At 69.4% G+C, this 18,538-nt stretch carries 20 protein-coding genes; 19 read left to right on the forward strand and 1 reads right to left on the reverse strand.

Annotated elements, in window-relative coordinates:
• Nucleotides 1-51: 51 nt before the first annotated feature.
• From DSM104329_RS07190 to atpC, 10 genes are read left to right on the forward strand one after another with little or no spacing between them, the layout of a single operon-like run.
• On the forward strand, nucleotides 52-255 hold the full coding sequence (locus DSM104329_RS07190; protein WP_259314720.1) for a hypothetical protein: 204 nt from the start codon (nucleotides 52-54) through the stop codon (nucleotides 253-255).
• Entirely contained in the window at nucleotides 248-628 is a 381-nt protein-coding gene (locus DSM104329_RS07195) for a hypothetical protein (protein WP_259314721.1), read from the forward strand. The genes DSM104329_RS07190 and DSM104329_RS07195 overlap by 8 nt, the downstream gene beginning before the upstream one ends.
• Nucleotides 625-1,524, forward strand: coding sequence for a F0F1 ATP synthase subunit A (atpB, locus tag DSM104329_RS07200; protein ID WP_259314722.1), 900 nt, complete (start codon nucleotides 625-627; stop codon nucleotides 1,522-1,524). The genes DSM104329_RS07195 and atpB overlap by 4 nt, the downstream gene beginning before the upstream one ends.
• A 16-nt stretch (nucleotides 1,525-1,540) precedes the next feature.
• Entirely contained in the window at nucleotides 1,541-1,819 is a 279-nt protein-coding gene (atpE, locus tag DSM104329_RS07205) for an ATP synthase F0 subunit C (RefSeq protein ID WP_259314723.1), read from the forward strand.
• A gap of 4 nt (nucleotides 1,820-1,823) precedes the next feature.
• Nucleotides 1,824-2,372 (forward strand): F0F1 ATP synthase subunit B, encoded by a 549-nt coding sequence (atpF, locus tag DSM104329_RS07210; RefSeq protein ID WP_259314724.1) that lies wholly within the window; start codon nucleotides 1,824-1,826, stop codon nucleotides 2,370-2,372.
• Nucleotides 2,373-2,903, forward strand: a complete 531-nt coding sequence (atpH, locus tag DSM104329_RS07215; protein WP_259314725.1) for an ATP synthase F1 subunit delta — start codon at nucleotides 2,373-2,375, stop codon at nucleotides 2,901-2,903.
• Nucleotides 2,904-2,910: 7 nt separating this feature from the next.
• Nucleotides 2,911-4,542: a F0F1 ATP synthase subunit alpha gene (gene atpA, locus DSM104329_RS07220; protein ID WP_259314726.1), complete on the forward strand. Its 1,632-nt coding sequence runs from the start codon at nucleotides 2,911-2,913 to the stop codon at nucleotides 4,540-4,542.
• On the forward strand, nucleotides 4,542-5,438 hold the full coding sequence (gene atpG, locus DSM104329_RS07225) for an ATP synthase F1 subunit gamma (protein ID WP_259314727.1): 897 nt from the start codon (nucleotides 4,542-4,544) through the stop codon (nucleotides 5,436-5,438). Before atpA ends, atpG begins: the two co-directional genes overlap by 1 nt.
• A gap of 53 nt (nucleotides 5,439-5,491) precedes the next feature.
• Nucleotides 5,492-6,946: a F0F1 ATP synthase subunit beta gene (gene atpD, locus DSM104329_RS07230; protein ID WP_259314728.1), complete on the forward strand. Its 1,455-nt coding sequence runs from the start codon at nucleotides 5,492-5,494 to the stop codon at nucleotides 6,944-6,946.
• Nucleotides 6,946-7,368 carry an ATP synthase F1 subunit epsilon gene (gene atpC, locus DSM104329_RS07235; protein WP_259314729.1) on the forward strand — a complete coding sequence of 141 codons (423 nt, stop codon included), beginning with the start codon at nucleotides 6,946-6,948 and terminating at the stop codon, nucleotides 7,366-7,368. The genes atpD and atpC overlap by 1 nt, the downstream gene beginning before the upstream one ends.
• A gap of 36 nt (nucleotides 7,369-7,404) precedes the next feature.
• Here atpC and DSM104329_RS07240 read toward each other — a convergent pair whose 3' ends face one another.
• On the reverse strand, nucleotides 7,405-8,250 hold the full coding sequence (locus DSM104329_RS07240) for an EamA family transporter (protein WP_259314730.1): 846 nt from the start codon (nucleotides 8,248-8,250) through the stop codon (nucleotides 7,405-7,407).
• A gap of 295 nt (nucleotides 8,251-8,545) precedes the next feature.
• On the opposite strand from DSM104329_RS07240, the gene DSM104329_RS07245 reads away from it, so the two are divergent.
• From DSM104329_RS07245 to DSM104329_RS07285, 9 genes are all read left to right on the forward strand, one after another.
• A complete protein-coding gene (locus tag DSM104329_RS07245; RefSeq protein WP_259314731.1) occupies nucleotides 8,546-9,544 on the forward strand; it encodes a helix-turn-helix transcriptional regulator in 999 nt (332 codons plus the stop codon).
• Nucleotides 9,545-9,683: 139 nt separating this feature from the next.
• Nucleotides 9,684-10,934 carry an aromatic ring-hydroxylating oxygenase subunit alpha gene (locus DSM104329_RS07250; RefSeq protein WP_259314732.1) on the forward strand — a complete coding sequence of 417 codons (1,251 nt, stop codon included), beginning with the start codon at nucleotides 9,684-9,686 and terminating at the stop codon, nucleotides 10,932-10,934.
• Nucleotides 10,931-12,046, forward strand: coding sequence for a 2Fe-2S iron-sulfur cluster-binding protein (locus DSM104329_RS07255; protein ID WP_259314733.1), 1,116 nt, complete (start codon nucleotides 10,931-10,933; stop codon nucleotides 12,044-12,046). The genes DSM104329_RS07250 and DSM104329_RS07255 overlap by 4 nt, the downstream gene beginning before the upstream one ends.
• Nucleotides 12,047-12,124: 78 nt before the next feature.
• On the forward strand, nucleotides 12,125-13,624 hold the full coding sequence (locus DSM104329_RS07260) for an APC family permease (RefSeq protein WP_259314734.1): 1,500 nt from the start codon (nucleotides 12,125-12,127) through the stop codon (nucleotides 13,622-13,624).
• Nucleotides 13,625-13,655: 31 nt separating this feature from the next.
• Nucleotides 13,656-14,663, forward strand: coding sequence for a thiamine pyrophosphate-dependent dehydrogenase E1 component subunit alpha (locus DSM104329_RS07265; RefSeq protein WP_259314735.1), 1,008 nt, complete (start codon nucleotides 13,656-13,658; stop codon nucleotides 14,661-14,663).
• Between the two features lie 29 nt (nucleotides 14,664-14,692).
• Nucleotides 14,693-15,730: an alpha-ketoacid dehydrogenase subunit beta gene (locus DSM104329_RS07270; protein ID WP_259314736.1), complete on the forward strand. Its 1,038-nt coding sequence runs from the start codon at nucleotides 14,693-14,695 to the stop codon at nucleotides 15,728-15,730.
• Complete coding sequence (locus DSM104329_RS07275; protein WP_259314737.1) at nucleotides 15,727-15,990, forward strand: lipoyl domain-containing protein; 264 nt, start codon at nucleotides 15,727-15,729, stop codon at nucleotides 15,988-15,990. Before DSM104329_RS07270 ends, DSM104329_RS07275 begins: the two co-directional genes overlap by 4 nt.
• Entirely contained in the window at nucleotides 15,987-16,697 is a 711-nt protein-coding gene (locus DSM104329_RS07280; protein ID WP_259314738.1) for a 2-oxo acid dehydrogenase subunit E2, read from the forward strand. Before DSM104329_RS07275 ends, DSM104329_RS07280 begins: the two co-directional genes overlap by 4 nt.
• 268 nt (nucleotides 16,698-16,965) lie before the next feature.
• Nucleotides 16,966-18,519 carry an acyl-CoA synthetase gene (locus tag DSM104329_RS07285; RefSeq protein WP_259314739.1) on the forward strand — a complete coding sequence of 518 codons (1,554 nt, stop codon included), beginning with the start codon at nucleotides 16,966-16,968 and terminating at the stop codon, nucleotides 18,517-18,519.
• The last annotated feature ends 19 nt before the right edge of the window (nucleotides 18,520-18,538 follow it).

Below are 18,538 nucleotides of genomic sequence, written 5' to 3' on the forward strand. Positions count from 1 at the left end.
CCCAGCGCGCCGTCCCCATGCCCGACTTCGATCCCACCGCGCCCCACGACGATGACCCGCTCCAGCCGCCCGCGGCGGCGGCCGAACCCTGTCGTCGCCGGAAGCCAGCTCGTCGCCACGCTGCTCCTGTGCACCGCGGTCTTCGCCGGCATCGGGTTGCTGGTCGGCGCGCTTGTCCCCTTGGTGATCGCCGGCGTCTTCGTCGGCTTCGGCGCCGGGCTCGCGGTGGTCATTAAGCGCTTCTCCGATGTCTGATCCGCTCATCATCCTGCGCAACCTCGACCTCGTCCTCGTCGTGGTCGCCCTGCCCGTCTTCCTCATCGCGGGCTGGCCGATGGCCGGCTACGCCGCCGGCGCGGGCGCCTGGATCGCCCAGCGCCTGATCTCGCAGTACGCGACGCGCAAGGCCAAGGAGACCGACGACCTGAAGAAGATGGCCGGGATCATGACCGGCTCCATGATCGGGCGCGGCTGGCTGGTCGCCCTGACGATCCTCATCGTCGGCCTGGCGGTCAGCGACGAGGCGGGTCTCGCCGCCGCCGTGCTGTTCGTCGTCATCTTCACCGCCTCGTTTACGGCGGGCATCATCATCCGTCCCTTCGACACCCCCCACCAACCGACCACGTGAACAAGCGCGCTGTTCTGATCATCGGGCTGCTGATCCCCCTCGTCCTCCTGGTCGTGCTGGGCGTCGCCTTCCCCTCGGAGGGCCAGAACACGGCCTACAAGCCGCAGGACGAGTTCAGGCTCGACGACTGGATCCCGATCCACCTCGGATCGCTGAACCTGTCGATCAACAAGGCCGTCCTCTACCTGGCGCTCGCCGCCATCGCCACGACCTGGTCGATGCTGTACATCGCCCGGCGCATGCAGGCGCGGCCGAACCGCGTGCAGACCGCCGTCGAGGCCGCCTACCAGCTGATGCGCAACAACATCACCGGCGGCAACATGGACCACGGGATGGCCAAGAAGTGGTTCCCCTTCGTCGGCGCGCTGTTCCTGTTCATCTGGTGGTCGAACATGATCGGCTACATCCCGTTGCCGACGAACACGCACGCGAAGTTCGACCTCTTCGGCGCCCAGATCCCGTCGTTCGCGCTCTACGCGGCGACCGCCAACATCTCGGTGCCGCTCGTGCTGACCCTGGTGGTCTGGGTCGCCTACCACGTCGAGGGCGTCCGCGCCAAGGGCGTCATCGGCTACCTCAAGAGCTGGGTCCCCGCCGGCGTCGAAGGGCCCGCCGCGATCCCGATCTTCTTCATCGAGGTCATCTCGCACTTCGTCCGGATCATCTCGCTGAGCGTCCGACTCTTCGCGAACATCCTCGCCGGGCACCTGCTGATCCTCTTCATGGCGGGTGGCCTGGTCACCCTCCTGGGGATCGCGGCGCTCGGGGTCGTCACCATCCCGATGGCCGTCGCCTTCTTCATCTTCGAAGTGGGCCTGGTCGCCACGCTTCAGGCCTTCATCTTCGCCACCCTCACCGCGATCTATCTCGGCGGCGCCGTCGCCGACGAGCACTAAAAGGAGCAAGACAACCGTGGACCTCGACAGCATCGGCATCCTCGCTCAGGCGAGCAGCGACGCGACCGCGAAGGGCCTTCGTGCCATCGCGCTCGGCGTGGGCGCCGGTCTCGGCACCATCGGCCCGGGCGTCGGCGTCGGCTACATCTTCGGCAAGGTCATCGAGTCGGTGACCCGCCAGCCCGAGATGCGCGACGAGATCACCTCGATCCAGTGGCTGGGCTTCGCACTGACCGAGGCGATCGTGTTCTACGCGTTCATCTTCGGCCTCATCGCCTTCTTCCTCTCGGCGTAGGCGCATGCCGATCTTCGCTGCAGAATCGGCGGGCGGGGGCAACTTCCTCGTCTCTCCGAACGTGGGGATCATGCTGTGGACGCTCCTCGCGTTCGGCCTCACGCTGTTCATCCTCTGGAAGCTCGCCTTCCCGCGGATCGGCGAGGCGCTCGACAAGCGCCAGAAGGCCATCGAGGAGGCCATCGACGCGTCCGAGCGCACGAAGGCCGAGGCCGACGAGCTGCTCGCCGAGTACCGCGAGCGCCTCAAGGAGGCCCGTGTGCAGGCCGAGGAGATCGTCGCCCGCGCCCGCAAGGCGGCGGAGGTGCACGAGCGCGAGTCGCTCGACGCCGCCCGCGGCCAGCGCGAGGAGCTCATGGAGCAGACGCGGCGCGACATCGAGGCCGAGACGCGGCGCGCGATCCAGGAGATCCGCAACGAGGTCGCCGACCTGACGGTGCTCGCCACCGAGAAGGTCACGCGCAAGACGCTCAACGAGGCCGATCAGCGCCGGCTCGTCGACGAGGCGCTCGCCGAGCTCGACTTCACCGCCCTGACCCGCGAGGGCTCGTAAGTGGAGGAGATCGCCCAGGTCTACGCGCGTGCGCTGTTCGAGGTCGGCAAGGAGCGCGACGACCTCGACGGGGTGCGCGAGCAGATCGCGCAGTTCGCCGACGTGCTCGACGCCGAGCGTGGACTGCAGACGTTCTTCTTCTCGCCCTACTTCTCGACGGACGAGAAGAAGGACGGCCTCCACAAGGCGGTCGACGGCGCCGACGACGCCGTCATGAACTTCCTCGAGCTGCTGATCGAGAAGCACCGGATGCCGGCGATCTTCCGCATCCGGCGCGAGCTCGACCGGCTGTGGCGCGAGGAGAACAAGATGCTGCCGGTGCAGCTGACCAGCGCCATCGAGCTCGACGCCGAGACCGTGGCGGACCTCGGCCGTACCATCGGTGAGCGGACCGGCCGCAAGGTCGACGTCACCGCCACCGTCAATCCGGACATCCTCGGCGGCATCGTCCTGCGGGTGGGCAACTCGATCCTCGACGCCTCCATCCGCAACCGCCTCGAGTCATTGAGAAAGCAAGTCGCCAGGAGCTGACACCCCAGTGCAGATCAAGCCCGACGAGATCACCTCCATCCTCAAGAGCCGCATCGAAGGCCTCGACGCCGGCCAGGCCGAGCTCACCGAGGTCGGCACGGTCCTCTCGGTCGCGGACGGCATCGCGCGCGTGCACGGCCTCGAGAACTGCATGAGCTTCGAGATGCTCGAGCTCCCGCACGACGTGACCGGCCTCGCCCTGAACCTCGAGTCCGACAACGTCGGCGTCGTGCTGTTCGGGCCGTGGGAGCGCATCGTGGAGGGCGACACGGTCAAGCGCACCGGCCACCTCCTCAACATCCCGGTCGGCGAGGCCCTTCTCGGCCGCATCGTCGACCCGCTGGGCAACCCGCTCGACGGCAAGGGCGACATCGAGTCGACCGAGACCCGTCCCGCGGAGTTCAAGGCGCCGGGCGTCGTCCAGCGCAAGTCGGTCCACGAGCCGCTGCAGACCGGCCTGAAGGCGATCGACTCGATGATCCCGATCGGCCGCGGCCAGCGCGAGCTGATCATCGGCGACCGCCAGACCGGCAAGACCGCGATCGCGATCGACACGATCATCAACAACAAGGACACCGGCGTCGTCTCCGTGTACGTGGCGATCGGTCAGCGCATGGCGACCGTCGTGGCCCTGGCCGAGACGCTGGCCGAGGCGGGCGCGCTGGAGAACACGATCATCGTGGCCGCCGGTGCCGACGAGGCCGCGCCGATCAAGTTCATGGCCCCGTACGCGGGCTGCGCGATGGCGGAGTACTTCCTCTACAAGGGCGGGCACGCCCTGGCGGTCTACGACGACCTGACCAAGCACGCCTACGCGTACCGCCAGATGTCGCTGCTGCTGCGCCGGCCGCCGGGCCGCGAGGCGTACCCGGGCGACGTCTTCTACCTGCACAGCCGCCTGCTCGAGCGCGCGGTCAAGCTCAACGACGACCTGGGCGCCGGGTCGCTGACCGCGCTGCCGATCATCGAGACGCAGGCCGGCGACGTCTCGGCCTACATCCCGACGAACGTCATCTCGATCACCGACGGCCAGATCTTCCTCGAGCCGAAGCTGTTCTTCTCGGGCGTGCGCCCGGCCATCAACGTCGGCATCTCGGTGTCGCGGGTGGGCGGCAACGCGCAGATCCGGCCGATGAACAAGATCGCCGGCCGCCTGAAGATCGACCTGTCGCAGTACCGCGACCTCGAGGCGTTCTCGCAGTTCGGCTCGGACCTCGATGCGGCGACGCAGAAGACCCTGGCCCGCGGCGACCGCCTCGTGCGGACGCTCAACCAGAACGAGCGCTCGCCGCTGCCGGTCGAGGACCAGGTGGTGCAGATCTTCGCGGCCGCCAACGGCTTCGTCGACCGCATCAACGTCAACCGCGTGCCGGAGTTCCTCAACGCGCTCACGCAGCGCTTCCGCTCGGAGCAGTCCGACCTGCTGGCCAAGATCGCCGCCGGCGACTGGTCCGACGAGACGCAGGACGGGCTGCGCAAGGGCGTTGCCGAGTTCGCCGACGACTTCGGCTACGACCTCGACGAGGACGGCCAGTCGGTGGAGTCCGGTGACTCCGAGCGCGTCGCGCGCCGCGACGAGACCTCCGACGAGGAGGCCGAGCAGCGTGAGGAGCAGACCGAGGAGGCCGCGGTCGCCTGATGGCCTCACAGCGCGACGTCAAGAACCGGATCTCCTCGGTGCAGAACATCGAGAAGATCACGCGCGCCATGCAGATGGTCGCCGCCGCGCGCCTGCGCCGGGCCGAGCAGCGCATCGCCGCGCTGCGGCCCTACGCGGGCGCGATCCGGCGGATGACCCGCCAGGCCGCGGCCGCCGCGGAGAACGTCCCGAGCCTGCCGATCCTCAACGAGCACGAGTCGGTCGACACGGTCGGCATCCTGCTCGTCACGGGTGACCGTGGGCTGGCGGGCGCGTTCAACTCGCAGATCATCCGCGCCGGGCTGCGCGCCGCCGTCCAGCACGAGGCCGAGGGGCGCCGCGTCGTCTTCTTCGCCTCGGGCCGGCGCGGGGTCTCGACGCTGCGCTTCCGCCAGCGCGATCCGCAGGGCGAGTGGGTCGGCTTCACCGATCGCCCGGCCTACGCCAACGCGCGCGACATCGCCGAGGGCCTCATGACGGCGTACGTCGACGGCGACGTCGACCAGGTCGAGGTCTTCTACAACGGCTACGTCTCCGCGCTCACCCAGGAGGTGCGCCGCGAGACGCTGCTGCCGCTGCAGCAGGCGACCATCCTCGAGGAGTCCGACGAGGACGAGGACGGCGAGGAGCACAAGCGGGCGCTCGTCGAGTACGAGCCCGATCCGGAGGAGATCCTCCGGCGCCTCGTGCCCGACTACGTCGAGATCTCGATCTTCCGCGCGCTGCTCGAGTCCACCGCCTCGGAGCACGGCGCGCGCATGACCGCGATGCGCAACGCGTCGGAGAACGCGGGCGACCTGATCGAGGACCTGACGCTCGAGATGAACCGCGCCCGACAGGCCGACATCACCCAGGAAATCATGGAAGTCGTTGCCGGCGCTGAAGCGCTCGTGTGACATCGCCCGAATGTCCGAGCTTGCGAGGACAGCAGGGAGAAACAGGAGATAACGTGGCTACCGATACCCAGACCCAGCAGAACGTCGGGCGCATCGAGGAGATTCAGGGCGTCGTCATCGAGGCCGTGTTCCCCGAGAAGCTGCCCGAGATCAACAACGCCCTGCGCATCAAGCGCAGCGAGGCCAACCGCGAGGAGGAGGCCGAGGGCATCTCGGCGGGCTCCGAGGAGGAGTTCCTCGTCTGCGAGGTCCAGCAGCACCTGGGCGACGATCGCGTGCGCGCGGTGGCCATGGACACCACCGACGGCCTGTCGCGCGGCACCGAGGTCATCGACACGGGCGGCCCGATCACCGTGCCGGTCGGCCGCGCCACGCTGGGACGCATCTTCAACCTTCTCGGCGACGCGATCGACCTCGGCGAGCCGGTCCAGGTCGAGGAGCGCTGGCCGATCCACCGGTCCGCCCCGACCGTCGAGAACCTGACCCCGACGACCGAGATGTTCGAGACGGGCATCAAGGTCGTCGACCTGCTTGCGCCCTACGCGAAGGGCGGCAAGGTCGGCCTGTTCGGCGGCGCGGGCGTCGGCAAGACCGTGCTCATCCAGGAGCTGATCCACAACCTGGCGGCCGAGCACGGCGGCCTGTCGGCGTTCTGCGGCGTGGGCGAGCGCTCGCGCGAGGGCAACGACCTGTGGCAGGAGATGACCGAGTCCGGCGTCATCGACAAGACGATGCTGGTCTTCGGCCAGATGAACGAGCCGCCCGGGGCCCGCATGCGCGTCGCCCTGTCGGGCCTGACGATGGCGGAGTACTTCCGCGACGTCGAGGGCCAGGACGTGCTGCTGTTCATCGACAACATCTTCCGGTTCGTGCAGGCCGGCTCCGAGGTCTCCGCGCTGCTGGGCCGCATGCCGTCGCAGGTGGGCTACCAGCCGACGCTCGAGACCGAGATGGGCCAGCTGCAGGAGCGCATCACCTCGACGCGCAAGGGCTCGGTCACGTCGATCCAGGCGATCTACGTCCCGGCCGACGACCTCACCGACCCGGCGCCGGCGTCGGTGTTCGCCCACCTCAACGCGACGACGACGCTGTCGCGGGCGATCTCCGAGAAGGGCATCTACCCGGCCGTCGACCCGCTGGACTCGTCGTCGACGATCCTCAAGGCCGACATCCTGGGCGAGGAGCACTTCTCCATCGCCAACCGCGTCAAGGAGATCCTGCAGCGCTACAAGGAGCTGCAGGACATCATCGCCATCCTCGGCATCGACGAGCTCTCCGACGAGGACAAGCTCATCGTGGGCCGCGCGCGTCGCATCGAGCGCTTCCTGTCGCAGCCGTTCTCGGTCGCCGAGCAGTTCACCGGCACTCCGGGCGTGTACGTCCCGATCGCCGAGACGATCCGCGGCTTCTCGGAGATCCTCGAGGGCAAGCACGACGAGATCCCCGAGTCGCACTTCCTGCTCAAGGGCACGATCGACGACGTCGTCGCGGCGGCGAACGACAGCTGATGGCCAAGACCCCGTTCCAGGTCGAGGTCCTCACCCCGGAGGGCGAGGTCTTCAACGAGGAGGTCGAGATGCTGTCGACCCGCACCACGGTCGGGTCGATCGGCATCCTCGCCAATCACACGCCGCTGCTGGCGATGCTGGACCCGACCGAGCTGCGCCTGTACCGCTCGGAGTCCGACATCGTGCGCTTCGCGCAGGGCGAGGGCTACCTGCAGGTCGCCGACAACCACGCCCTGGTGCTGGTCGAGGAGGCGCACGAGCCAGGCGACCTGGACGTCGCCGACCTCCAGGACCGCCTCTCCCGCGCGGAGGAGGCGCTGCGCGAGTGCGAGTCCGGCTCGGAGGCCGAGCGGGCCGCCACGCGCGACAAGCGCCGCTGGGAGGCGTTCCTGCGGATCGCCGGGGGCGGCACGAGCGCCTGATCGGTCCTCGTTACCGCCGCGGCGGATCGCCGATCGTCATGTCGCCCCCGCGCTGAGCAGGGCCACGCCCAGAAGCGCGGTCGCGACACCTGCTCCCTGCACCCGCGCGAGGCGCTCGCCGAGTACCGCGCGGGCCATCAGCACGGTGCCGACGGGATAGAGCGATCCGACGACGGCGACGACGCCGAGCTCGCCGTGGGTCAGTGCGGCGCCGTACAGCGCGACGGCCACGCAATCGAGCTGGCCCAACATCATGGTCGCCGTGAACTCCCGCCGGGTCGGCAAGCGCGTGGTGCGCACGAGGAGGACGGCGCCCATCAGCGGGATGGCCGGCAGCCGTGCGAGCAGGATCGGCCATGCGATCCCCTCCGCGGCGTTGGCGCGCTCGAAGAGTGCGAGGAACGACCCGAAGGCGACCGCCGCGGCGAGCGCCAGCACGATCGCCGCGCGCGCTCGTGCCGGCCGGCGCGCGCCACGCTGCCCGCGCGACGCCATCATCACGCCCACCAGCGCGAGGCCGATCCCGGCGGCGGTGGCCGGCCCGAGCGAGTCTCCGCGCCAGATGCCGACCACCACCGGCACGATCGCGCCGGTCGACACCAGCGGCGCGACGATCGACATGGTGCCCACCGCCAGCGCCCGGTAGAACAGCGTGAGCGCGACGACGCTGGCCGTGCCCGCCGCCAGCGACATCGCGACGACGTGCGCGGAAGGCAGCGCGTCGCTGTCGACGGCGACGATGGCGCCGGCGGCGAGCAGTCCGCCGGCCTGCAGTACGAGAAGCACGACGGGCACGGCCAGACGCCGGCTGGCCAGACCTGCCCCGAAATCGGCGATCCCCCAGCATCCGGACGCGCCCAGCGCGAGCAGGATCGCGAGCACGGCCGATCAGGCCCGCGAGGCGGATCCGGTCTGAGGCCCGCGAGGCATCACGGCAGCAGGGCGACTCACGCGCGCAGTGTCCTCGGCGTGCTCGCATCGCGCAATTGGCCGATCGGACGATCTCGCGCGCGGGCCCGCCGGGCGATTGACAGCGCTGCGAGGGCTCTCCTAGGCTTCGTCGCAATCCGGTTGGTTCGAGATCCGATCCGGTAGGGGAGAGGTCGAGATCGTCGACACACGCATAGCGGGATCGTTCGAGGGCGTTCGCCGGGACGGGGATGCGGATGCAATCGTCATGCTGTCCCGCGTCGCCGCCGTGCTCTCCTCGGGCGCTTCGACGCGTGAGCGGGTGCTCGACCTGTTCAGCGAGCTGCGTCATGTGCTGCCGTTCGAGGCCGCGATGCTCGCCTACGTGCATCCTCTGACCGGACAGCAGCAGGCACTGTTGAGCCTCGGCTACAGCGAACGTGTCGCCAGCCGGCTCGTGAGCGCCGAGTTCCGCAGCGATTTCATCGATCGCTTCGACATGATGTCCACCCGTTGGCCGCTGCGTGAGCGCGACCTGCCCGTCGATCCGCTCACGGTGCCCAGCATCGCCGAATACCTCACCCCCTCCGGGCTCGTGGAGGGCATCGTCGCGCCGCTGGTGGACGGGAGCGGCCGCTATCAGGGCTGCTTGTTCTGCTCCACCTCCGACAAGCGGCATCCGAGCGACGACGCACGGACCATCATCGGGCATCTGGCGCCCGCGCTGGTCAAGCTCGTCGATCCGAGCGAGACGCTGCGCCGTCTGGCCAGCACGCTCGACGAGAGCTGGTCGGCGGTCGGCATCAGCGCCGACGGGGCCTGTGTCCCGGTCGGGCTCGGGACCGGCACGCCGTCGCTCGATCCCGATGGGCCGCTCATGCGCGCGGTCGCCGCGAGGATCGCCGAGGGCGACGTCGCCGGCCATCGCTTCCTGTGGCCGTCCGACGATGCCCGCCGTTGGCGGCAGGTCGTCGTGTTGCCGTGCTGTCTGGACGCGGCGGGACATGGTTCCTGCTACGGCACCGTGCTCGCGCTGCGCGAGATCCAGCCGCCTCGTGACCTGACGAGGCGCGAGATCGAGGTGCTGAGCGCGCTCGTGGAGGGCGAGTCGAACGCAGTGATCGCGGCGAAGCTTCACGTCGCGCCGCGGACGGTCAAGGCCCACGTCGAGCACATCCTCGAGAAGCTCGAGGTGCCGACGCGGGCCGCGGCCGCCGTCTACGCCGTCGAGGAGGGCCTGGTGCTGCTCCCCGCGGTGGACGGGTAGCGACGATCGCTCCTGGCCCGCGAAAATCGGCCGATCGGCCGATTGGCGGCGCTCCCGGCCGCTGACACACTGGCGGCATGGCGCCGCCGAGGCGCCCCGGTCTCGACACAGCCTTCACGGGTAGGAGGGGAGAGCCTGCATGGATCGTCACGTGGACGGGCCGATGCCCGTCGCCAGCGACCTGCACACAAATGGTCATGGGCCCGCGAGCGCGCTTCTGAGCCGGCTCGTCGAGCTCGCGTCACGGCCCTTGGACGAGGCGGAAGCGCTGCCGGGTGCGATGTTCTACGACCCCGACCTCTACGAGCTGGAGGTCGAGCGCATTTTCCGTAAGGAATGGCTGTACGTCGCTCGCGTCGAGGAGCTGCCGAAGGCCGGCGACTACGTGTGCGTGGAGGTCGCCGGTGAGCCCATCATGGTCGTCCGCGGCGCGGATGGTCAGATTCGGGCGCTCTCACGGGTGTGCCTCCACAAGTACGCGGACGTCCTCGGCGACGAGGCGATGCCGTGCGGCAACGTGGAGCGCTTCCTCTGCCCGTACCACTCATGGTCCTACGGGCTGGACGGCAATCTGACCGGCGCTCCCTTCATGCGCGACAGCAAGCTGTTCCAGCGCGAGAATGACACCTATCGCCTGCCCGAGTACCGCGTCGCCATCTGGCAGGGGTTCGTGTTCGTGAACTTCGACCCCGATGCGACCGAACTCGCTCCGCGCCTGACCGAGGTCGAGGAGGTCCTCGGCGGCTACAACCTCGCCGACTGGCGGATCGTCGACCGGATCGACTGGGGTGAGACGCCGGTCAACTGGAAGCTCGTGATGGACAACGGGCGCGAGTGCTACCACCACCAGGGCACGCACAAGCACTCGCTGGAGTTCACCTGGCCGACGCGGCTGGTGGAGACCGAGACCACCGATTCACGTGAGTGGTATTACCAGCGCATCATGGCGTCCCCGGAGGGGGCGGGCGGGCACGAGGAGGAGTTCGATCTCACGCCGCTCGCCACCAGCAGACCGGCACCCGGGCTGTCGGCCTACCAGCGCTCCCACCTGCTGCTGATCGGGATCTACCCCACGTTCTTCATGGTGCCGGGTCCCGACCTGACGGTGGTGTTCCGCTATTTCCCGACCGGGCCCGAGTCGCACCGGATGGACATCGGGCTGCTCGCCCATGAGTCGCACCTCGACGACCCCGACTTCCCGGCCGCGAAGGACGCCGTGCGGGAGCTGTTCCGCCAGGTCCAGGAGGAGGACTCGCGGCAGATCCTCGCCATCCAGGGCACGGTGCGCTCGGAGGTGGCCCGGCGCGGGCGGGCCCTGTCCACGCTGGAGCGCCCCTCGTGGCAGTTCCAGCGGTATTTGGCGCACCGGCTGACAGGCGCCGACGTATGACCCTGGCGGTCGAGATGATGCCGAGGCCGGCGTCGCCGCCGCGTCCCACGATCCACGGGCTTCGGGTCGTGGAGATCGAGCAGCTGACCGACGACTCCGTGGCCATCGGCTTCGAGGTGCCACCCGACCTGCGGGACGTTTATGCCTTCCATCCCGGCCAACACGTGACCGTGGAACGCCGGTCGGGCGGCGCCACGGAGCGCCGGTCCTATTCCATCTGCACCGTCCCGGGCTCGCGCCACCTGCGCATCGGCGTCCGGCGGGTGCCCGGCGGTGCGATGTCGACCTACCTGACGTCGGACGTGCGCATCGGCGACGAGTTGCGTGTGCTGACCCCCACCGGCCATTTCGGTCCGGATATCGATCCTGTCAACGAACGTCACTACGCGGCGATCGCGGCGGGCAGCGGCATCACGCCGATTCTCTCCATCGTGGCGACAGTCCTCGAGCAGGAGCCGGCGAGCGCCGTCACCTTGATCTACGGCAACCGGACGCGCGCGTCGACCATGTTCCTCGACGAGCTCGAGGATCTGTCCGAGCGGCACCGTGGCCGGCTTCGCATCCATCACCTGCGCTCACGCGAGCCGATCGCCGATCCGGTCTGCCGTGGCCGCATCGACGCCCGCCGGCTGGACGCGCTGCTGCGCCGTTCCATCGACGCCAGGTCCGTCGACGACTGGTTCGTGTGCGGGCCCGAGGGGATGATCCGAGACGCCGACGCCGTTCTCGCCGGCCACGACGTCGGCGCCGAACGGGTCCACGTCGAACGCTTCCGGGCGGGCGATCTCGATCCGCAGATGCCCGCACGGACGGTGCCGGAGCGGCCGCGGGTCCTCAGCACGGTGACGGTCGTCCTCGACGACGCGACGGCGACGTTCGAGCTTGCCTCCGACGGGGAGCCGATCCTGCAGGCCGCGCTCGCGCACCTGCCCGAAGCGCCATACGGATGCCGCGATGGCGTCTGTGCGACGTGCCGCGTGAAGGTCCTCGACGGGGAGATCGCGATGGATCGCTGCTCAGCGCTCACGCCCCAGGAGGTCCGCGACGGCTACGCGCTCGCCTGCCAGGCACATCCGTGCAGCGAGCGGCTGGAGCTGATGTTCGATGCGTGATGGGAGAGCACGCATCGGCCGGGTCAACCGAACTGTGAGGTGTCACTCATGAGCACCCAGAATGGGCCTGTCACACCGGTGGCACCGGCGGCCGGCACGGAGACGGTGAAGCTGAAGCGGGAGTTCGGCATCCGCTCGGCGTTCGGCATCGCCTTCGCCTTCATCTCGCCGATCGTCGCGCTGTACGGGATCTTTGCGCTCGCCTTCTCCGCGATGGGTCCAGCAGTCCTGTGGGCGTTCGGCGCCGTGATCCTGGGACAGCTGCTCGTGGCGTTGGTGTTCGCCCAGCACGTCTCACGGTGGCCCTACGAAGGCAGCATCTACCAGTGGTCGCGCCGTCTGTGCGGCGAGACCTACGGCTGGTTCTGTGGCTGGGCGTACATCTGGACGCTGATCATCACCATCGCGGCGGCGTCCTACATCGCCGCGAGCTTCATCCCGGTCGTCCTCGGGATCGATCCCTTCTCGACCCTCGAGCAGCTGCTCGTGTCGTTCGCGATCGTCATCGTGGCGACATCGATCAACGCCCTCGGGCGGCGGGCGATCGCCGTTGTCGCCGCGGTCAGTATCGCGGCGGAGGTGGTCGGCAGCATCGGCGTCGGCGGGACGCTGCTGATCTTCCACCGTGAGCACTCCTTCGGTGAGCTGTTCCACACCGCGGGCGCCGCCTATGGGCCCGGACCGTTCATGTGGGCCACCGTTCTGGCTGCGGTCGCGTTCATCGGATGGTCCTTCGTGGGCTTCGAGAGCGCGGGCACCATCGCCGAGGAGGTCAAGAACCCGAGCCGCGACATCCCCAAGGCGATGATCCTCTCGCTGCTGGGCGTGGGCTCGGTCGTGATGTTCTCGGCCCTCGGGCTGATCCTGGCCATCCCGGACTACCAGGCGGTGCTGTCGGGCAACGTCGCCGACCCGGTCGCGGACACGATCACCACCCACCTGGGAACGGGTGTGACGCAGCCGCTGTTCGCCATCTTCACCCTGGGTTTCATCGCCGCGATCGTGGTGGTGCAGACCTCGGCGTCGCGGATGATCTGGTCGTTCGCGCGCGACGACGTCCTGCCGGGCGCCCGCTACCTCAAGCGCGTGACGGCGAGGAAGCGCCTGCCGATGGTGGCGATCGTGACGACCGCCGTGCTCGGGATGGTGCTGCTGCTGAGCACGCTGCATGGTCCGCTCTACAACACGCTGGTGAACCTGACCGCCGGCGGCTTCTTCACCGCGTTCGCGTTCCCAGTGATTGGCGTCCTCATCGTGCGGATCCGGCGCCGCCCGCTCCCCGTGGGTCCGTTCAACCTCGGTCGCTGGAGTGAACTGGTGTACTGGGCCGCAGGCGCCTGGATGGTGTTCGAGCTCGTGAACATCTTCTGGCCGCGGGCGACGGATCAGCCGTGGTACCTGCAGTACGGGATCATGCTGACCGTCGGCGCCGTCGGGCTGCTCGGCGTGCTCGCGTGGCTCGCCGGTCGCGACAAGATCGCCGCGGCGGACCTGGCGCTGCACAGCTTCGACGAGGTGGAGGACGCCGCACCCGAGGCAGGCGTGGAATCGGTGACAGGCAAGGCGTCGACGTGGTGACGCGGTGAGTAACCAGAGGAGGAGGCCGGCAATGCGATGCACGCCCGAGGAGGCGCTGTGGATGTACGAGACGATGCTCGTCATCCGTAAGTACGAAGAGACGATGGTCAAGGTCTACATGGAGGGCAAGCTCCCGCCCCACATCCAGAAGGGGCTGGCGTTCGACATCGGCTCGGGTCCGGTGCCCGGTGAGATGCATCTCGCGGCGGGGCAGGAGCCGGTCGCGGTGGGTGTGTGCGTTCACCTGCGCGACGACGACACGGTGGTGGGTACGCATCGCCCGCACCACTTCGCGATTGCCAAGAAGGTGCCCCTTCAGGCCATGACCGCCGAGATCTTCGGCAAGGCGACGGGCCTGAGCCGGGGCAAGGGTGGGCACATGCACCTGTTCGATCCCGCGCACAAGTTCAGCTGCAGCGGGATCGAGGGTGCGAGCATGCCGCCGGCATGCGGCGCCGCGCTGGCCGGCAAGAAGCTCGGCCGCGACAGCGTGGCGGTGGCGGTCCTCGGCGAGGGCGCGGCCAACCAGGGCACGTTCCACGAGTCGCTGAACCTGGCCGGCGTCTGGCAGCTGCCTGTCGTGTTCGTCGTCGAGGACAACGGCTGGGCGATCTCGGTCAAGAAGGAGACCGCGACGGCGGTGACCTCGAATGCGGCGCGCGGCGCCGCCTACGGGATCCCCGGCGTCGACGTCGCCGAGAACGACCCGCTGGCCGTCTACGAGGCGGCGGGCGAGGCGATCGAGCGGGCACGCACGGGCGGCGGCCCGACGATCATCGAGGTCAAGACCCACCGGCTGCTCGGGCACTTCCAGGGCGACGGTGAGGTGTACCGGCCCAAGGAGGAGGTCTCGGGGCTCCGGGAGCTGGATGCGATCCCGGCGATGGCCGCGCGGCTGCGCGGCGAGAGCATCGCGGACGACGACCTCCTGTCGGAGATCGACGAGCGGGCCGAGCGGACGGTCGCTGCGGCGTACGAGTTCGCCCGCACCAGCCCGCTGCCGGAGCCGGCCGAGGCACTCGAGCACGTGTTCGTCTGAGCGGACAGCGCAACGGAAAGGAAAGCGACATGGCGGCCAGCAACGGACAACGGACCCTCACGATGGCGCAGGCGATCTCCGAGGCGATGGCATCGGAGATGGAGCGCGACGAGTCCGTCTTCGTGATGGGCGAGGACATCGGGAGCTACGGCGGAATCTTCGGTGCGACGGCGGGGTTACTCGACCGCTTCGGGCCGGAGCGAGTCATCGACACGCCGATCTCCGAAGCGGGGTTCATCGGCACGGCGCTCGGCGCTGCGGCCGAGGGCATGCGCCCGATCGCCGAGCTCATGTTCGTCGACTTCTTCGGCGTGGCGATGGACCAGATCTACAACCACCTCGCCAAGAACACCTACATGTCGAACGGGAACGTGCGGCTGCCGGTCGTCATCCCGACCGCGATCGGCGGCGGCTACAGCGACGGTGCACAGCACTCCCAGTGCCTGTACGCCACGTTCGCCCACGTGCCGGGGCTGAAGGTGGTCGTGCCGTCGAACGCATATGACGCCAAGGGCTTGATGATCGAGGCGATCCGGGATGACAACCCGGTGCTCTACCTGTTCCACAAGGGCATCATGGGCCTGGCGTGGATGTCGTACTTCGAGGGCGCGACCACGCAGGTGCCGGAGGAGAGCTACACGGTGCCGTTCGGTCAGGCGCGCGTCGTGCGGCCCGGGAGTGACGTCACCATCGTCACCCTGAGCCAGATGGTGCACAAGGCGCAGTTGGCCGCCGAGGATCTGGCCGGCCGGGGCGTGAGCGCGGAGATCCTGGATCTGCGGACGCTCGTTCCGCTCGACCGCGACGCCGTGCTGACGTCGGTCGCCAAGACGCGGCGGCTGCTCATCGCCGACGAGGACTACCTGAGCTTCGGCCTCAGCGGAGAGATCGCCGCGATCGTGGCCGAGCACCTCGACACCCTCCATATGGAGGCGCCGGTGCGGCGGCTCGCGGTGCCCGACGTCCCCATCCCCTACAGCCGGCCGCTCGAGCAGGCGGTCATCCCGCAGGTCACCGACATCGTCGCGGCGGTCGAGGAGCTGGTGGGCTCCCGGGTGACGGCGTGAGCGCCGCCACCATCTCCGTCCGGGCCCCGGACGGCGCGTTCGACGACACCGACGAGGGCACGGAGGGGCTTGTGGACGAGTGGCTCGTCGGCGAGGGCGACGAGGTCGCCGCCGACCAGGAGATCGCGTCGGTCATGGTGGTCAAGACGAGCTTCGAGATCGTTGCTCCCGTCGCGGGGACGGTCGATCGGATCCTCGTCGCCAAGGGCGCGACGTTCGGGCCCGAGGACGATCTCGTGCACATCGCGCCGGCCGCATGACCGTCCAGCAGCCTCCGGGCCGAACGCCGGCGGGCGGCACGACCGTGCCGTTCGTCGGTCTGCGGGGCGCCATCGCGCGGGCGATGACCGGCGCGTGGGAGGCGCCGCGAGTCGCCGTGGCCATCGACGTCCGGCTCGACGCCTGCGAAGCCGCCCGCCGCCGGCGCCAGGACGAGCTGGGGGAGAGCCCGCGCCTGTCGCCAACGCACTACATTCTGCGCGCTGTCGCCCTGGCGCTGCGCGACCATCCGCGACTCAACGGCGTGGTGGCCGAGAGCAGCGTCCGGCTGGCCGAGTCCATCGACATCGGTCTCGCCGTCAGCCTCGACGAGGGTTTGCTGGTCCCGGTGGTCCGCGAGGTCGATGCCAAGCCCGTCGAGACCATCGCGCGCGAGACCGCCGATCTCGCCGCCCGAGCTCGCGCCGGGCGGCTCGAGCCGTCGGCCCAGCGGGGCGCGACCTTCACGATCTCGACGCTGGGTGCGACGGGCTCGGCGTGGTTCACGCCGATCCTCAACGCGCCGCAGGTCGCGATCCTCGGCGTCGGCGCGATCGAGCGCCGCCCGATCGTCGTCGAGGAGGGCATCGTCGCCGCGACGATGACGACGCTGACGCTGGTGTTCGACCATCGCGCAACGGACGGCCACCCGGCGGCGACGTTCCTGGCGGCTGTCCGCGATCAGCTCGAGGATCCGCAGCGGCTCTGATCGACGGCGTGCATCATCGCCACGCGGGTTCCACAATGGTCTGCCGTCGTACCCGCGACTGCCCGCCGCGCCCGCAATCACGCCCCGGCGGACTTCTTGCTGCGTGATCGACCGGGTTCGCCCCCGCCGATCGTCGTCTACAAAGCCCACCCAAACGGCACGCGCCGCCGCCTTCCTGGCTGCCGAGACGGGTGGCCGCGGCCGCCGGTGCGTGACGAGCCGTGAAAGCTGGTAGACCCTCTCAGGCCCTGGACTCGAGGAGAGCGTGATGCCCACGTACGAAGAGGTCGTCGCCGCCCATCGGTGGGACGTGCCGGACCGCTACAACATCGCCGCCGACGTCTGCGACCGCCACCCGCGCGACAAGCTCGCGATGATCCACGAGGACGCGCGTGGCACCGTCACGGAGGTCAGTTGGGGCGAGTTGCAGGACCGCTCGATGCAGATCGCCAACCGGCTCGCCGCCAACGGTGTGCAGCGAGGAGACCGGGTCGCGGTCGTGCTGCCGGCCACGCCCGATGCCGCGGCAACGTTCCTGGCGGTCTACCGCAGCGGGGCGATCCTCTTGTCGATGTCGGTGCTCTACGGCGACGAGGGCATCCGGCACCGTCTGGAGGACTCCACGGCGAAGGTCCTGGTCACCGACGCGGCGAACCGCGAGCGCTTCGAGGCGCTCGGCGCGAACGTCGTCACGCTCGAGGGCGTCGAGGACGAGCCCACGGCGTTCGAGAGCGTGGACACGAGCGCTGACGATCCGGCGCAGCTCTACTACACGTCGGGCACGACCGGGCTGGCCAAGGGGATCCTGCACGCGCACCGTTATCTGCTCGCGCACGAGGAGTTCACATACTGCCACGAGGTGCGGGACGGCGTGCGCTTCCACGGCATGGGGGAGTGGGCGTGGGCGGCCGGGATCTCGCCGCTGCTCGGCCCGTGGCGGCTCGGCGCGGTCCAGTGCGTACTCCAGCGCGAGGGCGGCTTCGATCCCGCGCGCCAGCTCGACTTCCTCAGCCGCCACGAGGTCACGCACGTCTTCGCGACCCCCACCGCGATCCGCTCGATGATGTCCATCACGGACGCGCGCACGCGCTTCCCGCAGCGCTTCCACAACGTGTGCAGCGCCGGCGAGCCCCTCAACCCCGAGGCGATCCGGTGGTTCCGCGACCAGTACGACGTGACGGTGCTCGACTACTACGGCCTGAGCGAGTCCTATCCGCTCGTGGCCAACTTCCCGTGGATGGAGGTCCGGGAAGGCTCGATGGGCCGGCCGATGCCCGGCTGGGACGTCGCGATCCTCGACGAGGACGAGAAGCCCGTGCCGCAGGGCAAGCGCGGTGAGATCTGCCTGCGCGCGCGCTCCAACCCGCATTGGCCGCTGGGCTACTGGAACAAGCCCGAGGCCACGGAGGAGACCTTCGGCGGCGAGTGGTTCCACACGAAGGACGCCGCGATGGCCGACGCGGACGGCTACGTCTGGTACGCCGGGCGGGCGGACGACGTGATCATCTCGGCCGGGTACCGGATCGGCCCGTTCGAGGTCGAGTCGGCGTGCCTCGAGCATCCCGCGGTGGCCGAGGCGGCGGCGGTCGCGGCGCCCGACGAGCGGCGGGGGACCGTCGTCAAGGCGTTCATCATCCTGGCGTCCGGCTACGAGCCGTCCGACGAGCTCGGGCGCGAGATCGGCACGTTCGTGCGCGACCGCCACTCCGCCTACGCCTACCCGCGCCAGGTCGAGTTCGTCGATGACCTCCCGAAGACCCTCACCGGCAAGATCCGCCGCATCGAGCTGCGCGAGCGCGAGCAGGCGCGAACGGCGGGCTGACCCACCGCGGAGGGGCGCC

The organism is Capillimicrobium parvum (assembly GCF_021172045.1).
Lineage (GTDB): Bacteria > Actinomycetota > Thermoleophilia > Solirubrobacterales > Solirubrobacteraceae > Capillimicrobium > Capillimicrobium parvum.

Excerpts from the sequence above, each read along its gene's own strand:
- atpF (WP_259314724.1), top strand. The coding sequence starts at position 1,824 with ATGCCGATCTTCGCTGCAGAATCGGCGGGCGGGGGCAACTTCCTCGTC.
- DSM104329_RS07265 (WP_259314735.1), top strand. The coding sequence starts at position 13,656 with ATGCGATGCACGCCCGAGGAGGCGCTGTGGATGTACGAGACGATGCTC.
- DSM104329_RS07195 (WP_259314721.1), top strand. The coding sequence starts at position 248 with ATGTCTGATCCGCTCATCATCCTGCGCAACCTCGACCTCGTCCTCGTC.
- atpG (WP_259314727.1), top strand. The coding sequence starts at position 4,542 with ATGGCCTCACAGCGCGACGTCAAGAACCGGATCTCCTCGGTGCAGAAC.
- DSM104329_RS07190 (WP_259314720.1), top strand. The coding sequence starts at position 52 with ATGACCCGCTCCAGCCGCCCGCGGCGGCGGCCGAACCCTGTCGTCGCC.
- DSM104329_RS07245 (WP_259314731.1), top strand. The coding sequence starts at position 8,546 with ATGCTGTCCCGCGTCGCCGCCGTGCTCTCCTCGGGCGCTTCGACGCGT.
- DSM104329_RS07255 (WP_259314733.1), top strand. The coding sequence starts at position 10,931 with ATGACCCTGGCGGTCGAGATGATGCCGAGGCCGGCGTCGCCGCCGCGT.
- DSM104329_RS07280 (WP_259314738.1), top strand. The coding sequence starts at position 15,987 with ATGACCGTCCAGCAGCCTCCGGGCCGAACGCCGGCGGGCGGCACGACC.
- DSM104329_RS07285 (WP_259314739.1), top strand. The coding sequence starts at position 16,966 with ATGCCCACGTACGAAGAGGTCGTCGCCGCCCATCGGTGGGACGTGCCG.
- DSM104329_RS07270 (WP_259314736.1), top strand. The coding sequence starts at position 14,693 with ATGGCGGCCAGCAACGGACAACGGACCCTCACGATGGCGCAGGCGATC.
- DSM104329_RS07250 (WP_259314732.1), top strand. The coding sequence starts at position 9,684 with ATGGATCGTCACGTGGACGGGCCGATGCCCGTCGCCAGCGACCTGCAC.
- atpC (WP_259314729.1), top strand. The coding sequence starts at position 6,946 with ATGGCCAAGACCCCGTTCCAGGTCGAGGTCCTCACCCCGGAGGGCGAG.